13 protein-coding genes and 2 CRISPR repeat arrays are annotated in these 16,824 nt (G+C 38.8%); of the genes, 8 read left to right on the forward strand and 5 right to left on the reverse strand.

Translation table 11 applies throughout. The features are described 5' to 3' along the window. Positions 1-55: 55 nt before the first annotated feature. The 4 genes from VP97_RS00005 to VP97_RS00020 form a co-directional block, all read right to left on the reverse strand. Complete coding sequence (locus VP97_RS00005) at positions 56-382, reverse strand: four-helix bundle copper-binding protein (RefSeq protein ID WP_050179563.1); 327 nt, start codon at positions 380-382, stop codon at positions 56-58. A gap of 440 nt (positions 383-822) precedes the next feature. Next, positions 823-2,208 carry a nucleoside recognition domain-containing protein gene (locus VP97_RS00010; RefSeq protein ID WP_050179564.1) on the reverse strand — a complete coding sequence of 462 codons (1,386 nt, stop codon included), beginning with the start codon at positions 2,206-2,208 and terminating at the stop codon, positions 823-825. Then, positions 2,159-2,905, reverse strand: a complete 747-nt coding sequence (locus VP97_RS00015; RefSeq protein ID WP_050179565.1) for a FeoB small GTPase domain-containing protein — start codon at positions 2,903-2,905, stop codon at positions 2,159-2,161. Before VP97_RS00015 ends, VP97_RS00010 begins: the two co-directional genes overlap by 50 nt. Beyond that, entirely contained in the window at positions 2,902-3,153 is a 252-nt protein-coding gene (locus VP97_RS00020; protein ID WP_050179566.1) for a FeoA family protein, read from the reverse strand. Before VP97_RS00020 ends, VP97_RS00015 begins: the two co-directional genes overlap by 4 nt. A 677-nt stretch (positions 3,154-3,830) precedes the next feature. On the opposite strand from VP97_RS00020, the gene VP97_RS00025 reads away from it, so the two are divergent. From VP97_RS00025 to VP97_RS00040, 3 genes are all read left to right on the forward strand, one after another. Further along, positions 3,831-5,231 carry an alkaline phosphatase gene (locus tag VP97_RS00025; RefSeq protein ID WP_050179567.1) on the forward strand — a complete coding sequence of 467 codons (1,401 nt, stop codon included), beginning with the start codon at positions 3,831-3,833 and terminating at the stop codon, positions 5,229-5,231. 83 nt (positions 5,232-5,314) lie between these two features. Continuing rightward, complete coding sequence (locus VP97_RS00030; RefSeq protein WP_050179568.1) at positions 5,315-5,977, forward strand: membrane lipoprotein lipid attachment site-containing protein; 663 nt, start codon at positions 5,315-5,317, stop codon at positions 5,975-5,977. Between the two features lie 700 nt (positions 5,978-6,677). Next, positions 6,678-7,828 (forward strand): IS3 family transposase gene (locus VP97_RS00040; protein ID WP_156153358.1). Its coding sequence is split into 2 segments (ribosomal slippage): positions 6,678-6,918 and positions 6,918-7,828, totalling 1,152 coding nucleotides; the frame shifts between segments, so codons are not numbered across the junction. Between the two features lie 169 nt (positions 7,829-7,997). Here VP97_RS00040 and VP97_RS24155 read toward each other — a convergent pair. Further along, the gene (locus VP97_RS24155; RefSeq protein ID WP_172656716.1) at positions 7,998-8,168 is read right to left on the reverse strand and encodes a DUF8096 family protein; all 171 of its coding nucleotides are present in this window, start codon (positions 8,166-8,168) and stop codon (positions 7,998-8,000) included. Between the two features lie 717 nt (positions 8,169-8,885). Continuing rightward, a CRISPR array of direct repeats spans positions 8,886-9,170; the repeat unit is 27 nt; unit sequence TTTTATTTGAACTTAGTGGGATATAAA. A gap of 221 nt (positions 9,171-9,391) precedes the next feature. Between VP97_RS24155 and cas6 the strand changes: the two genes are divergently transcribed. Genes cas6 through VP97_RS00065 form a run of 5 tightly spaced genes read left to right on the forward strand, consistent with a single transcriptional unit; the run spans position 9,392 to position 15,738 of the window. Beyond that, on the forward strand, positions 9,392-10,120 hold the full coding sequence (gene cas6 / locus VP97_RS00045; protein ID WP_050179571.1) for a CRISPR-associated endoribonuclease Cas6: 729 nt from the start codon (positions 9,392-9,394) through the stop codon (positions 10,118-10,120). Beyond that, positions 10,117-11,892 (forward strand): hypothetical protein, encoded by a 1,776-nt coding sequence (locus VP97_RS00050; protein ID WP_050179572.1) that lies wholly within the window; start codon positions 10,117-10,119, stop codon positions 11,890-11,892. Before cas6 ends, VP97_RS00050 begins: the two co-directional genes overlap by 4 nt. After that, positions 11,889-12,779 carry a type I-B CRISPR-associated protein Cas7/Cst2/DevR gene (gene cas7i / locus VP97_RS00055; protein ID WP_050179573.1) on the forward strand — a complete coding sequence of 297 codons (891 nt, stop codon included), beginning with the start codon at positions 11,889-11,891 and terminating at the stop codon, positions 12,777-12,779. Before VP97_RS00050 ends, cas7i begins: the two co-directional genes overlap by 4 nt. After that, positions 12,776-13,480, forward strand: a complete 705-nt coding sequence (gene cas5b, locus VP97_RS00060; protein WP_050179574.1) for a type I-B CRISPR-associated protein Cas5b — start codon at positions 12,776-12,778, stop codon at positions 13,478-13,480. Before cas7i ends, cas5b begins: the two co-directional genes overlap by 4 nt. Before the next feature lie 50 nt (positions 13,481-13,530). Then, the gene (locus VP97_RS00065; protein ID WP_050179575.1) at positions 13,531-15,738 is read left to right on the forward strand and encodes a CRISPR-associated helicase/endonuclease Cas3; all 2,208 of its coding nucleotides are present in this window, start codon (positions 13,531-13,533) and stop codon (positions 15,736-15,738) included. Between the two features lie 256 nt (positions 15,739-15,994). Continuing rightward, positions 15,995-16,539: direct repeats of the CRISPR family, unit length 28 nt; unit sequence TTTTATTTGAACGTAGTGGGATATAAAG. Positions 16,540-16,824 lie beyond the last annotated feature (285 nt).

Raw genomic sequence — 16,824 nt, forward strand, 5'->3', positions numbered from 1 at the left:
AGACTTTGTCTACAAGCTGAGAAGGCTGGATAACCAGCCTTCTTTTTTCGGTTCATTATGAAGCCATTTTCCGGCAGGCTTCTGCGCATTTTAAGCAGGCCTCTGCACAACGCTGGCAATGCTCATCGTCGTGCTTTTTACATTCATTTCCGCATGCTTCACAGATGGCTGCACACAGCTGGCAAATCTGTTTGGCAAACGGGCTATTACTTTGCATAGACTTAGCAGCGAAGGCACATATGTCTGCGCACTCGCGGTCAAGTCTAATACAGTCTGCCATCATTTTCACATTGTCTTCGGATAAGCAGCTGTCAAAGCAGTAATTACACGCTTCCATGCATTCCAGGCAAGCTTGAATACATTCCTGGTAGTGTTGGTTCATCTTAATTCCTCCTTTTCGTTCATTGTCCTTTTTAATTTATCCTTCTTATTTTCGATTAAACGAAAAAAACAAAACTCCATAAATTCTGCACAATTTTTTAGAAAATTAAGGGCCACATTTATTATTGATAAGTGACTTCGTTTATTCCTTGCGTTATTTCCGTTTTATCCTTACAAATTTGGTCCACTGACGGTGAAGAGAATGCATTAAACGCACAACTTTATGTAATGAGAGACCGTCTAAATGATTCAAGTGCTTTTAAAAAAATAATAAGGGACATAACGTCTAACCTAAATATTACTCATTCAACAATTGAGTTGGACTGGGATCGTCCAGAAAACAGGTAGGCTCCATATTTTTCTATAATAAAAATTAAAGAAAAAGCCAGAAAGAAATAGAATTTCTTTCTGGCTTTTTTGATTAAGTTGTTGCCCATGTAATTACACCCAACCAAATCCACGAATGACCTGTGCAACTGCAAATGTGACCCCAATGGCAATCACTGTTGGAATTGCAAATGCAACGAATGTCCACTTCCAGCTTTTCGTTTCTTTAAAGATATTGACCAATGTTGTTCCGCACGGGAAGTGGAGAAGGGAGAACAGCATCATATTTAATGCTGTCAGCCAGGTCCATCCGTTATCTAAAAAGATCTGCTTTAACGCGGCCATGTCCTCTACTTCTGTTAAGGCACCTGTTGAAAGGTAGCCCATCAAGAGAATAGGCAGGACAATTTCGTTAGCAGGCATCCCGATTATGAAAGCCATTAAGATAAATCCATCCATCCCTAGCAACTGTCCAAATGGGTCAAGAAATTGGACAAAGTGAAGCAGTATACTGGTATCGCCGATATAGATATTGGCAAGCACCCATGTTAAAACCCCAGCAGGTGCTGCTACTTTTACAGCCCTTCTTAGTACATAAATCGTTTTGTCCAAGGAAGCGCGAAGGATAGTATTAAGCATTTTAGGCTTCCGGTAAGGCGGCAGCTCTAATGTATAGTGGGATGGAGTGCCTTTAAGCGCGGTTTTAGACAGCATCCATGATACGAGCAGTGTAATGATCACACCGAACAATACCATTCCCATGACAACAAAAGCAGTCACGAGTGTATGCATCCCGCCGGTAAACCCAACTGCCATAAATAGAGAAGCAAGTAAAATAAGAGTCGGCCATCGTCCGTTACATGGAACAAAGTTATTCGTTAAAATGGCCAGCATACGTTCCCGTGGAGATTCAATAATACGTGTTGACATAATAGCAGCCGCATTACAGCCAAATCCCATGGCCATCGTTAACGATTGTTTTCCATGGGCACCAGACTTTTTAAACAGACGATCTAAATTAAAAGCCACTCGCGGTAAGTATCCATAATTCTCTAAGAGGGCGAATACGGGGAAAAAGATGGCCATTGGCGGCAACATAACACTGACAACCCAGGAGGTGCCACGGTATAAGCCTAATACTAAAAGACCATGCAGCCATTCAGGTGCATTCATGGCTGTAAATGCAAGGGTAATGTAGCCTTCCACCCAGCCAAAAAAGTTGGCCAGCATGGATGAAGGGACATTGGCACCGGCTATTGTCAGGTAAAAGACCACTCCTAGTAAGCCAAGCATAATCGGAAAGCCCCAAACTTTTGAAGTGAAAATCCGATCCAATTTTTCCGATTTATACAGCTGGTTTTTATCCTGGATGACAACCGATTTGCTGCAGAGTTCTCGCGATTTTTGAAACAAGTTGCTGACAATACTTTCGCGTATATGATCTAGTTCTTCAGCAGGAGTGACCGCCGCCAGAGCGTCCAAGCGCTGTTGTTGATCCATGTACTCCGCCCCCTTCTCCATTGGATGCCAGCTTATTTTTTAGTGCAGCAATCAATTTTGAATCCCCATCTAAAAATCGTATTGCGAGCCAGCGGGCAGGGTAATCAGGGCCTAAAATCTCGCTTAATTCCTTTTCAAGCTTTATGATTTTCGCTTCTATTTCTTCTCTATACTTCATTTTGTAGGGCTTTGTTTTTATTGTCCCTGAACACATTTTTAGCAACGTATCAGATAAGACATCAAGACCTTCCCGATTTCTTGCTGAAATTGGGATAACCGGTACACCAAGGTTTTTTGATAACTGTTTTGCGTTGATTTTTAAGCCTTTCTTTTTCGCTTCATCCATCAAATTCAAGCAAATCAATACCTGATCCGTCATTTCTAACACCTGCAATGCCAGATTGAGGCTTCTTTCCAAAGAAGTGGCATCTAGAACTAGCAAGGTAACATCAGGCTTTTCAAATACAATATAATCCCTTGCGACTTCTTCATCTTCTGAATTTGAGAACAAAGAATACGTACCGGGAAGATCGACAATTTTAAGCGGAATATTCTTATAGCGATAATAGCCGGAAGCAAGGGTTACCGTTTTTCCAGCCCAGTTTCCGGTATGCTGCTTCAAGCCAGTCAGTGCATTGAATAACGTACTTTTCCCTGTATTCGGATTCCCAGCCAGTGCAATTGTATACTCCTTCATCGTTGGATCACCTCGCCGAATAGTAATTGACTCTCTTCTTTTCGTAAAGCAATGACTGTTCCGGCTACTCTGTAGGATACGGGGTCACCTAATGGGCTTGCTTTTAACACTTCAACCACAGAACCAGGAACAAAACCGAGATCGAGCAGACGCCTTTTTAAATCTCCTTTAATCTTCACTTTTTGTATTAAGAACTTTTGACCTGACTGTGCTAGATATAAAGTGGTCATATCACTTTGATCTTTCATTCAGGACCCCCCCATTCTTTTTTGTACAAGTGATACTTTTTTTCCTTAGTGCAACTTTTGTTTTATGATATTCCTGTATGGTGATGTTGTCAACACTATTTATACGGTACAAGCGTTATAAGAAATCTGGGCATAAATGAATTATATTACTTAAAGGATACAGGCGTATTAGCTAAACTTTAATCTTTGACTTTTATTCATTGCTCTTTCTCCAAAAGAGTGGGATTAGCTCCATTTTCATTTGGAAGTTTTAACTCATTTATTTTTTAAATATACTACTTTTGCTTACTAGGGATTTTGCTTTTTTTATCGCCTTTCATTAAATACATTAGGATATTTGGAAATAAAAGGAGTCGAGGATACAGAATTACTTTCATCAGCTAATATGTTATTAATCAAATCTTAACTATTATAAAATCATTCTTAACATAAAAAAGTATCTTTGTAGGATAGTAAATTCTTTGGAAGAATTGTATACAAAAGAGGCTAATTGTGATTCTAAATATTTTTATACCATTAGAAAAGAACTGCTTTTGCAGTAGGGTAGTTACATAGAATTACCTTGTACTTTTACATCACTTTAATATATATTTACTCATTTTTAATAGCAGGTTAACAGTTCTCTATTATAGTAAACCTTGTTGTTCTACTAAGTTGAAATTATGGAGGTTATTTATATGTTAAAAAATAAACTAACGAAAAAGCTTCTCCCAATTTGTGTTTTGTCTTCACTTGCATTAGGCAGTCTGGCTGGATCAATCCCTGCCATGGATGTGCAAGCTTCGGAAAAAAACCGTGAGAAACAAAGCGAAAATACAAAAATTAAAAATGTTATTTTCCTAATCGGAGATGGGATGGGTTCCTCTTATACCTCAGCTTACCGTTATTTAAAAGATGATCCTTCAACAGCGGCTGTTGAAAGAACAGAACTTGATAAATATCTCGTTGGACAACAAATGACTTATCCAGAAGATCCTGAACAAAATGTAACTGATTCAGCTTCTGCTGCAACGGCAATGTCTGCTGGTGTTAAAACATACAATGCGGCAATCGGAGTAGATAACGATAAATCTGAAGTGAAAACAGTATTAGAAGCAGCAAAAGAAAAAGGTAAAGCAACAGGCCTCGTCGCTACTTCAGAAATTACACATGCGACACCAGCATCGTTTGGTGCCCATGATGAAAACCGTAAAAACATGAATGCGATTGCGGATGACTATTATGATGAATTAATCAACGGTAAACATAAAATTGATGTCCTTTTAGGTGGCGGATCCTCAAACTTTGTACGTGCCGACCGAAACTTGACGGAAGAGTTCGAAAAATCCGGTTTTAGTTATGTAACAAACAAAGAGGAGCTTGCAAAAGATAAAAACGAACAGGTTCTTGGATTGTTTGCTCCCGGCGGTTTGCCAAAAATGATTGACCGTACAGAAGACATTCCATCCCTTCAAAACATGACAACTTCAGCTATCGATCGCTTAAACAAGGACAAAGACGGCTTCTTCCTAATGGTTGAAGGAAGCCAGGTAGACTGGGCTGGGCATGATAATGATGTAGTTGGAGCTATGAGCGAAATGCAAGACTTTGAAAAAGCGGCTAAAGCAGCTATTGATTTTGCGAAAAAAGATAAGCAGACATTGGTTGTAATTACAGCAGACCATTCAACAGGCGGAGTCTCTATTGCTGCTAACGGAAACTATAACTGGTTCTCTGAACCAATCAAAGCGGCTAAGCGTACGCCAGACTTTATGGCAGCTGAAATTGCAAAGGGTGCCGACGTTGAAAAAACATTAAAAACGTACATTGATCAAAACGTATTGGCCTTAACAGCAGAAGAAATTCAATCTGTTAAAGATGCCGCAGCAACTAAAAAAGTCACTGATATCGATAATGCCATTGAAGTAATCTTTAACGAGCGTTCTCACACAGGCTGGACAACGGGCGGGCACACAGGTGAAGATGTAAATGTATATGCGTACGGACCTTACAAAGAACGATTTGCAGGACAAATTGATAATACAGACAATGCTAAAATTATCTTTGATCTTCTAGAGAGTGCTAAAAATAAAAAGTAAAAAGTAGCGTATATTAATCAAAGTCCCGTTGCTCCTTAAAAGCAGCGGGTACTTTTATTATGCTGAATAATAGGGGGATTTCTTTGAAAAGATTATTTTCTATCCTGACTTTGTTGTTCGTACTTGCGGGCTGTTCAGAAGCAAACAATGAGGAAAAACAAGTTTCTGAAAAGCAAACAGAAACAGTTGATGAAACGGAAAGCTCAAATCAAAACACAAAGAAAGACGTATATGTTCCCAATCCGCAAATAACAGATGACATTAACCTTGTGAAGATCGGGGACACCGTGATCGATGATAAAGGGGAACTTACTCTCAAAGCTTATAAAAACATAAATAAAGTGGTTAATATTGGCGCAGTTGAAATGACTATAAAAGACCTAAAAGTGATGCACTTTGTTCCCGATTACAGCATGATTGATTTTTTTCACGCCTACACTCATCAAGAAGAGTTTGACTTTGTTAAAGTAGGAGTAGAAGTGAAAAATACATCCAACGAGGATGTAAAGTTCGCGCCAGTGGCCTTGATTAAAACAAGCAATGGTGAACAGAAAACATGGGAAGATGATATTTATCTGGAAGAGTTAACGGGAGAATTACAAAGAGAGAGTATTAAAAAGGGCAATATGGGCTTTATTGTAGAAAAAGCCCATGAAGTTAAAGCAATTGAAATTCTAACAAGTGATGTTGTCAACAGCACCGATGAAAGCATTGAAAAAGCCAAGAACATAAAAATCGATCTCTAATGAAGAACTTGTCACTTTTAAAGAGTAAGCATCTGCTGAAAAAGCAGGTGCTTTTTATTTTTTTCATCTAAGTTAAGGCTATATCCTTTTGGAAGCTACTTTTTCCTTATTTCATTCTACCTTCGTCTATACTTTTCCAGACTTGGTTCATTGATTTTCCAGTTGCCTTTTCACATATAAGAATTAATCTTAAACGTTTGTGTTTGGTTTCACTTAGGCTTTAAAGTATGTTTTTCACTTAAAGGTTTTAAAATAATAGGATCTGTTAAAGAATACTGTTGATTTTCTTATTAGACCAATGAAGCAGATTAGTTAAAGAGGAAAAAAGTGAATTGATATCGAAATCTACGTGTTAGGCTGTTAAATAAATAGGCTTATGTCTATGCTCAATGTTTCGTTAGATCTTATTGAAGTAGCGAGTGCTTTTCTTCGATAAGAGAAGGCGTCTTTTTTATAAGGAGGGATTAAAAAATGTTTGTTAAAATAATGTCTGTTTTCAATTGTGATTCAGGTGAATTATTCAATGAAATAAAAAAACTAAATCTCTTATTTATATAGGAAAGCCGCTTGTTAAGTTTGTACAATTACCAAAACATCCACTCCCAGAAGTATGGGAAGAAGGTAAGTTCTGGAGTTAGTATAGTTTCATGGACACAGTTTAATTAAGTCCTTACAATTATTTTGAGAGGATGTGTCCGAATTGGAACGTAAACCTGCAGGCAAAAAATATAACGATGACTTTAAGAAAACGATTGTGGACTTGTATCATTCCGGTAGCCCCGTTAAGGAATTAAGCAGCGAATATGGCGTATCCGACGTAACGATTTATAAATGGGTAAAAGACTTTACCCCAATCAGTTCAGAGAAAGAGGCGCTTACACTAAAAGAGTTAGCCGAGATTCAGAAAGAAAACCTTCGGTTAAAACAGGAGGTGGAAATCCTAAAAAAGGCTATGGCCATATTCGCGAAAAAGTAACGGAAGCAGAACTAAACCATTTTATCGAGGAGCACAAAGATCAATACCCTGTTCAGAAAATGTGCGAAGTACTGGCCGTGCCAAGAAGCAGTTACTATGATTCCTTTGAAAAAACAAAGTCAAAGCGTGAACAGGAAAACCAGGAACTTACAAAGGAGATCCAACGGATTCACCTGGAAAGCAAGGCGCGTTATGGGGCTCCGAAAATCCACAAAACCTTATTAAACAACGGCTTTTGTCTAAGCCTGAAGCGTGTTCAGCGCTTAATGAGAAAGGCTGGGGTCCGTTCGATTACCCAGGAGAAATACCGTCCCTTCCCCTCAAAAGAAAAAGTTGTACAGCTGGATAATCTCTTAAAACGAGACTTCTCTACCTACACGATCAATGAGAAGTGGGTGGCGGATATTACGTATATTCCTACGGTAAGAGACGGCTGGTGCTATCTGGCCTCTGTATTGGATCTGCATTCGAAAAAAATCGTTGGCTATTCTTTTTCCCGTTCTATGACTTCGGAATTGGTGATCGAAGCACTTCAAAACGCCTGTTTTTCTCAAAAGCCCCAAAGGGGCTTAATTCTTCATACCGATCTTGGCTCACAATACACCAGCAGTGAGTTTACTCAGCATGTCCAAAAACATGGAATTAAGCAGTCTTTCAGCGAGAAAGGCTGTCCTTATGACAATGCCTGCATAGAGTCGTTTCATGCCATATTAAAGAAAGAAGAAGTTTATCACACGCTGTATACAGACTACCGGGCAGCGAAGCTGGCCATGTTTCAGTTTATAGAGGGCTGGTACAACAGAAATAGAATTCACAGCAGCATCGGCTATCAAACACCTCAAGCTATTGAGGATCAGATTAGAAGAACCGCTTAGGACTTAACTTTTTTGTGTCCAAATTATTGACTCAAATCCAGGTGCTTGGCTGTAAGAGGTTATTATCCTTTATCAAATTGTATTCCTAATTTAACAAAATCAAAATAAGAATATACGAAACAATGGGAGAGGGATTATAAAAATTCTTCTCCTATTTTTATTAATTGAATTAGATAATCTTCTTCATTCCACAATGGCGGCATTCACGTAAAAAGATAGCATTTTTGATTGAACTTTTGAACTTGGCATTATTGCAGTTATCACAACGCCCGCTGATTTTATCGGGAAATTCTCGGATATTATATGTGATACTTAAATCGATTTCTTGTTTTGTTTCCATGTTGCTCACCTCACCCGACTAATCATATCACTTAATTGAGCAGGAATGATAAAGGAATTTGTGTCAATTTAATCACTATTAAGCTATGAAAATAAAAAGCCTAAAAACCTTGCTATGACAGACTTTTCAAGCCCATAAATGGTATAATTTAAGAACAATAGTATAAGGTTTCTCAATGGTGGTCAGCAAAATCCCCTTAGAAGGGGGCTAGCGCTGCGACATCTGAATACTTAGGTTTAATGTATAATGGGTAGTATCTAAAAAATCTTTATAATTAAATTTATTTGCCGTAAATCGTTTTCGACCATAAATAGCACCTAACCCAATTACAACAAGGGATAGAGGCGATTTTCCCTGAACTTCTAAATTCCGAACCAACGATGTACGGTAAAACAGTCAGCCTTGTGTACATGTAAATCTTGTTATATAGCGATTTACATCGAGTAAAATTAAGGGGTTTTATTTGAACTTAGTGGGATATAAAGACTAAATAAAATCATAGACGATGCGCTGAAAGGAGATTTTATTTGAACTTAGTGGGATATAAAGTTAACAATCAAAGCTACTTTGGTTAATTCAACGCGCGTTTTATTTGAACTTAGTGGGATATAAATGCAGCGCAAGACACACGTCAAGGAGTCGGTCGAGCGTTTTATTTGAACTTTTAGTGGGATATAAAGTCAACACCTGCTACTTTGGCGTTGGTTGCATTACTCGTTTTTTTTGAACTTAGTGGGATATAAAGGCAAATATTCAAGTCACACCAGCCGCACAGCAAGCCTTTTATTTGAACTTAGTGGGATATAAAACTTTTTCGCGTTTAAATATCGTATACACTCCCTTTGTTTCCTTTGAACTTAGCGGGATATAAAGAACAATTAAAGAAACTGTACATGTTACGCGATGCTGTTTTACTTGAACTTAGTGGGATATAAAGTAGACTTCATTCGCGATGTCTTTGACAATTGGAACGTGTTTTATTTGAACTTAGTGGGATATAAATCAAAAAGTGGAGATATATCCAATGCTTGAAGAAGAACATTTTATTTGAACTTAGCGGGATATAAATTATTAAAATTTTAGTTGTATGGAAGCTGTTTTGTATTTGTCCTTAGCGGAAAGTGATCATCAAGAGATGATCACTTTTTTATTTGTAATTCTTAGAAACTAATTGTAAAATTCAAGTAATCTTTAACTGAAATTGTAATATGGAGGTGGTTTTAGTGCGGTTAAAAATTGAAATTAAAGCAGACAAACTTCCAGTAGCTTATCGTTTTGGTCTTTTAAGTATGATTAAGGAAGCAGTCTCGGTTTCTGATTCTCAATATGCGGAACAGCTTTTCAACAGCCATAACAGGGATATGAAGCCTTTTGCTTACAGCAGTTATTTGAAAAATTTTCGGTTTGAAGGGGAAGATATTCTCCTAGATAGCTTTTCTATTATTATTTCATCCTCAGATCTTAATTTCATGATGATGCTCTATAATGGCTTGGTCAACCGGCGGAAATATCGTTATAAAACATACGAATGGGAGCTGGGGAAAATTCAAATGCTTCCCGAAAAAACAGTGCAATCTTCTTCCGTGTTATTTCGAACCCTATCTCCGCTTTTAATTGAATCAGCTGATCAGCAGCCGCTTGCTCCGAACGATCCAGGATACGAGCGAGAGTTTAATTACTACGCCAATTTGACAGTTCAGCTAATGCTTAAGCGCCCATTAAAAAAGCAACTGACAGTCCGGCCCATGCAAATGAAGAAAATGGTCATTAAAGAAAACACTCATCATATAAACGGTGGAAACCAAGTGCTTTACTTAACCGCTTATAAAGGCATGATCTTTGTAGAAGGAGATCCTGAAGATTTGGATTGCCTTTATAAAGCAGGAGTTTCAAGACGCAGATCTCTTGGGTTTGGTCTGCTTGATATCGAAATGGAGGGAGTGAGAGCATGAGCAGCTATGCTGTTGAACTTTTCAGTGAAGAATGGTTTTTTACAGCAGGCATTATTGGTTTAAAAAGGCTGTACCGTGACGAATTGCCGATGGTGAATGGAAATCCGGCTATAACTACAGAGATGCTGGATACACTGGCTGATCATTATTTTGATCATTTGTTAAATACGTATAACATTGCACAGCGCGAAGAAAAAAGAATGCAGAAGTTATTAAACTGGGCATTGAAGAAGGAGAAAGAGGCCTTTAAGGAAATTGTCCGTCTAACATCTGAGCAGCTGAAAAAGGTTGAAAAATATTTTCCTGACCAAGCTGTCGAACTGAAAACGATCATTGCCAATATGAAAAAGCCTGAGTCATGGGAAGAGATGAAAGAATACGCAAACAATTATCTGAACATTATGAATAATGAAGATATTAACAAAAAATTAACCCTCAATTACGTAAAGTCTCTTTATATCTCACCATTTTATGGACAAACCAGTTTTTTGCAGAAAACTTTTGCGTCGATGACCTATGAAGAGCATATAGAGCGAATGGTGAAGGACATTGTTCAGCCTGCCCGTCTTGAAATCGAGTTTGCAGAACTGATGCAGTCAACGGAAAGTGAACAGGAAATCAAGGATTTTCTAGAGAAACACAAAGGCTACAGCGGGTTCAAAAATTGGCTGAAGGCCATTAAGAAATTAAATTTACCAGATATTCACCAATGGTTTCGTGAAAACGTATTGCCTTGCTCGTTTGTGGATTCTCTGCATGGGACTTCGAATTTTGAGGAAATGATGTTTTTGCCGCTAGGCGTTTCCAGAGCGAATGCCACGAACTTTTTTTACGATTTTAATAAAGCAAATCCGGTGCCAATGAGTGCGGTAGCGCGACTTATCTTATTCTTATTCCCCGTGGGTGCGGCTTTTTATAATCGTCGAATTGGCGATGGGGCTGCGCAAGAAACAAGACGCTATGCAGGAATTGTCCTGAATTCCTCCCGATTTGCGGATAATTATGATTCGAACGAAACATATCGGAATATACGGCAAGAAGGTGGTTCTTTTACAGATGCGGTTTTTGGCGTATTGGACGATGCCAAACAAAAAGCAGATCGAAGCGAACGCTCTTTATCATTTATCGAGGTCTATACAGATGGATCAAAAAAAACAGTGCTCGATTACTATCATATGCCTTCTTATGCGGCTTCATATTTTACTTCCAAACAAAGCAATTCTTTAAGATTATTGTTTTTAAAAGAGGAAAAAGATCAATTTATCCGATCTGTTTTAAGCGGCCGCGATCCAAAACAGGAAATGTTTCGATATTTAAGACAAGCAATTCAAGAACCTCAACATAGAACAGGCGCATTTGTAACGGTCCAGCAACGGGCAAAGATCATACGTATGAGAAAAGGAGTGAATGATGAGATGGAGAAAAAACAGGACAAGCAAATCTATGTTATTTACAAACAAGGAATAAGTCTGCAAAAAGGGCTTGAAGGAAAAGCTGGATCAAATACGGGAGATGTATACCGTGCCGATGTATCAAAAAAAGTGCAGGGTATAGCTTATCGATTGCTTAATTCAGTGAAAACAGGAAATCCCGATAGTTTCCTAGATACGGTTATGCGCCTTCATGTCGCGGCAAATCTTCCTGTTTCATCACTCTTCTTAGATGTGTTGAAAAAAGATGGTCTCGATTTCGCAACGATTGGTGGCGCCTTTATTGCAGGTCTTTTAGGCGAAGAATACAAAGAAAAATCGAAAGAGGAGGAATCAAAATGAGCAAGGCCATTACAATGTCTATTATTTTTCAAGCCAACTCGTTGAATTATGGAGAAGGAATTGGCAATATTTCCGAATTAAAAAAGTTTCACCGCGCTGATGGAAATGTATATACCTTTGCTTCACGTCAAAGTATCCGGTATGACGTTGTACGCTTAGGGAATGAATGGTTTGGATGGAACCTGGATACGGTTGATAAAGCGAAAGGCACACTTCAATTTAAGGAAGACATATCGATTAACGACTCCGTTGAAATGGACTTATTCGGTTACTTAAAAACCGGAAAGCAATCAAAAAAGCGCCCTGCTGTAGCCCGTCTTTCTCATGCAGTGTCCCTAGAGCCGTATCGTAGTGATATGGAATTCCTTAATAATATGGGGTTAGCGGAACGTATTGGTGAAACACCCAATCTCGCAAATATCGAGCAGCATGAAAGCCTATATGCATACACAATTACGCTTGATCTAAACCGTGTCGGGAAAGATATTGATGTCGAGTTGTCGGCGGAAGAAAAAACAAAACGTATCCAGGAGTTCTTAGATGTTGTTAAACTATTAAACCGCAACATTCGGGGCCGTCAGGAATCCCTTGCTCCTTTATTTGTTATCGGTGGTGTGTATAATGCGGCGAATCCATTTTTCTTAGGCAGACTGGCTTTAAATACGGATGCGAAAAAGTGGATGCTTGAAACAGATAGTTTAAAAGACACGCTTGAAACAACGTTTGGCGGCACAGCGATTAGAGAACAGACACAAATCGGCTTTACAAAGGGTCTTTTTGCAAATGATGCTGAATTTAGTGAACTATGCGAGGCAGGAACGGTAGAAGCCTTTTTTGAAAAGGTTAAAAGGGAAGCTGCAGCTTATTATGCGGGTAGAGAACAATGAAAGCACTCAGGCTAAAACTGTATCAGGAAACAGCCTGTTATAAAAAGCCACATGCACTTAAAGTATCGGAAACCTATCCGCTCCCGCCATTCGCAACCGTCAAAGGGATGCTTCACGCGGCACTGGGAGCTACATCGCTTATTGATATGAAGCTGTGCATACAAGGAACATATGATTGTGTAATCAATGACTATCAAACACATTATTTTTTTAAGAAAGATACAACATTGGAGTTTGCATTGACAGCGGATGGGCTTCCAGGGGGGAGAAGAGAGTTAAAGGATATTACGACAATGCCAATTTACCGTCACTTGCTTTACGATGTGCAGCTTGTTGTTTTCGTACAAGCAGAAGAAGAAGTGCTTAAACAGTTAAGAGATGCACTCATGAAATCAGCTTCATTTATCAGCCTGGGCCGGCATGAAGATCTCGTTCGAATTGATGACTGTTCCATTATAGAACTTGAAGAAACAAGTAGCTGTGAACTAACACATCACGCTTTTGTGCCAGCCGCTTTTTTAAGCAGACGATTAAAGGGCATGCCGTACAAATTAAACTGGGTGTACCGCATTGTCAACGGGGTCCGTGTATGGGATAAAATTCGGGCCGATTATATTGAAAAAGGAGCCACGATCAAGTCAGGAACGAACTCAATGGTTTTTCGTGACGGTGAGGGGCACGCTGTTTTCTTCCCGTCTTAAACACGAGGGGCCGGCTTTAGCCGGTCTTTTTTCAAAGGAGAGTGAAAGAAGTGCTTTATGCAAAATCAAAGCCAGTTGAGTCAATTGAAGTGCATACGGCTGAACTGGTCAGTAGATATGAGGATTTACGGAAATTAAACGAAAAAAAGTATCCCATTATGAAAGAGAAGGAATGGCACCTTTTACTAACGGCTGCCCAGTACCATGATCTTGGGAAAGCTGATCCTGTTTTTCAAAATAAAATCCGCTCTTCTTTAAAAGAACCCAAGCTTCACACACCATTAAACAAATCCGTCCGTCATAACTATTTATCCCTTCTTTTTGTCCCTTATGCTGATTTAGATTTGGAAGAAGACGATGAATGCCTTCTCGTTCAGGCTATTGCCTTTCATCATGAACGAAATGAAATAGATGATAAGCAGGTATTAAGAGATATTTTTCATCAAAATGTTCTTCCTGACCTTGAAAACATACAAACGCAACTTCCTTATCCTATTTCCACTATCGATGAATCCTTTGTGCTTGATTATTTGGATGACCGTATTCGTCCTTCAGACGGCGACTTGTTTTACCGTTATATCATGATTAAGGGCTTGCTTCATCGACTTGATCACAGCGCTTCCGCCAAGCTGCCAATTGAACTGGCAACCACCTACCACGTATCAGACTTTGTAGACCGTTACTTTGAAACAGACATTAAACAGCCAAAGCGTGAATTACAATTATTTGCAGAGGAAAATCGTAATAAGCACATTTTAGCCTTAGCGCAAACAGGTATGGGAAAAACAGAAGCCGGGTTGCTTTGGATAGGACAAGATAAAGGCTTTTTTACACTGCCGCTTCGGACCAGTATTAACGCCATGTATGACCGTGTGAAAACCAAGGTCGGTTTTTCAAAAATATCGGAGGAAGGGGAAGAAGCGATTGGTCTGCTTCATTCTTCTAGCATGGATTATTTAGAAGAAGAAAACCCCGAGCAGCAGCAAAACATTGAAATTGTATACAACCAAACCCGTCAAATGGCCAACAAGCTTATTATTTCAACCGTTGACCAAATCATGAAATTTCCCCTTTATTACCGTGGGTTTGAAAAGGAACTAGCAACTCTTGCAGGCGCAAAGGTAGTTATTGATGAAATGCAGGCGTATGATCCACGCATTGCAGCCCTCCTTATTCGAGCGCTTGAAATGATTGACCAAGTAGGTGGCCGATTTATGATTATGACTGCCACAATGCCACACTTATATAAAAGAGAGCTGGAGAGAGTGATGGGCAATAGTCGGATTCCACTCGCACAAAGCCAGTTTTTTGATGATAAAATTTCACGACATCATATCCGCGTGTATAACGAAAGTATTTTGGATGCAGCAGCAGAAATAATGGAAGAAGGCGAAACAAGAAAAGTGCTTGTGATCTGTAATACCATTGCACAAGCCATGCAGGTATACGAGAAATTAAATGAAGTGAGCGGCCACGCGTACCTGCTTCACGCGCGATTTTTGCAACGGGACCGATCTATAAAAGAAAAAGAAATTATGGATTTTGCCAACCGAGAAAACGAACCGGGCATCTGGGTGACAACGCAGCTCGTTGAAGCAAGCCTCGACATTGATTTTGATCGGCTCTATACGGAACTTTCTTCGCTGGATAGTTTATTTCAACGACTTGGGCGATGTAACCGAAAAGGAAGAAAACCGGTAGAGTTGCCGAATGTCCACGTATATACAGCAGATGAAACAGGGCGTGACCGTATTTATGATAAAGATATTTTCGATCGAAGCAAGCAGATGATTCAAGAAGTAGATGGAACCATTTTAAAAGAATCGCAGAAAATGCAAATGATTGAAAAACTTTATGACGAGGATGATCTTGAGGGGACTGATTTCAAAAAGACCTTTCGAGATACACTTTATGAACTTCAGCATATGAGCCCATATGAAATAGATGGGAAACAGGCACAAAAATTAATGAGAGACATTAGACAAATACCGGTTATACCAAGAGAGATTTTCACGGCAGAAGCTCAAATTTTACTAGATCAATATACAACCGAAAAAGACACACAAGAAAAAAGGAAAATAAAGAGACAGATCAGCCAGCTGATGGTGAATGTTTACGATACTCAGCTTAAAAAAGAACCTTCTTTGTTTTCAAGAAGCGGAATTCCGGCTGATTTTGGAGAGGTTGCTATTGCTGATTTTGAGTATTCATTTGAAAAAGGCCTGGATTTAACTAAGCCATTATCGGCATTTTGGTAAAAGGGGGCCAACGTTACTTATGGTTTTGTGAAAAACGACTGTGATTTATTTCCTTGATGGTATAATTAGGATATGAAGGACTTATTTACAGTAGATCGATTTTTTAAATGAATAACCTTAATCCCTTTCGGGGCAAGGGAGCAAAGCAGATTTTTTAGAAAGTTGAATTTCTTTACTCTCAATCTACGGCAAATCCAGAAAGCTTGTTGCAGTGGATTTGTTGCTGTGACTGAGTTTTCTAATTTAAAAATCAGGGGTTTATTTGAACGTAGGGGGATATAAAGAGTATCGTATCCAGGCGGTTTAATATGGGCGCGAGTGTTTTATTTGAACGTAGTGGGATATAAAGACTATGACAAGTAATACTGTACCGAGCGGAGTGGCGGTTTTATTTGAACGTAGTGGGATATAAAGAACGTAGGCGCGACGCGTGACTATGTAGATACGGAATTTTATTTGAACGTAGTGGGATATAAAGGATGGAATGAATCCAAAAGTGCTTCAGGATAAACTAGTTTTATTTGAACATAGTGGGATATAAAGGAACGAATACGGGACGCCTGATAAAACAAGACCTCAATTTTATTTGAACATAGTGGGATATAAAGCAATGAAAAATAATGCTGTTGCCCGCGTTTCTAAAGTTTTATTTGAACGTAGTGGGATATAAAGGCGAAAGAAAAATTACACCTGGGAGGTCATCGCATGGTTTTATTTGAACGTAGTGGGATATAAAGATTGATGGCCTAGTTAGAATTGTTGATCTAGGCTCGTTTTATTTGAACGTAGTGGAATATAATCGCAGAATAAGATTGATCAGCTGCAGGAGGGTCCAGATTTTATTTTCCTCCATGATTTCATATTTTTGAGCAAAATCAATTTTTAAAGAGTACTATTCTCAAATCAATACTTTCACCCATTAATACCTTTCATTATAAACTTAATGAAAGGTGTTTTTTAATGTACTGCACTTTTTCATCTCATTAAATAGCGTTCGGAAATTAAAATTTTTAGACGATCTTCTTTATTTTAGATAAGTGGTTGAGTTCGTGCGAATATAGAGTCTAAAACTTAGTCTGAAATTAA

Source organism: Domibacillus robiginosus (assembly GCF_000966195.1).
In the GTDB taxonomy this organism is placed as follows: domain Bacteria; phylum Bacillota; class Bacilli; order Bacillales; family Domibacillaceae; genus Domibacillus; species Domibacillus robiginosus.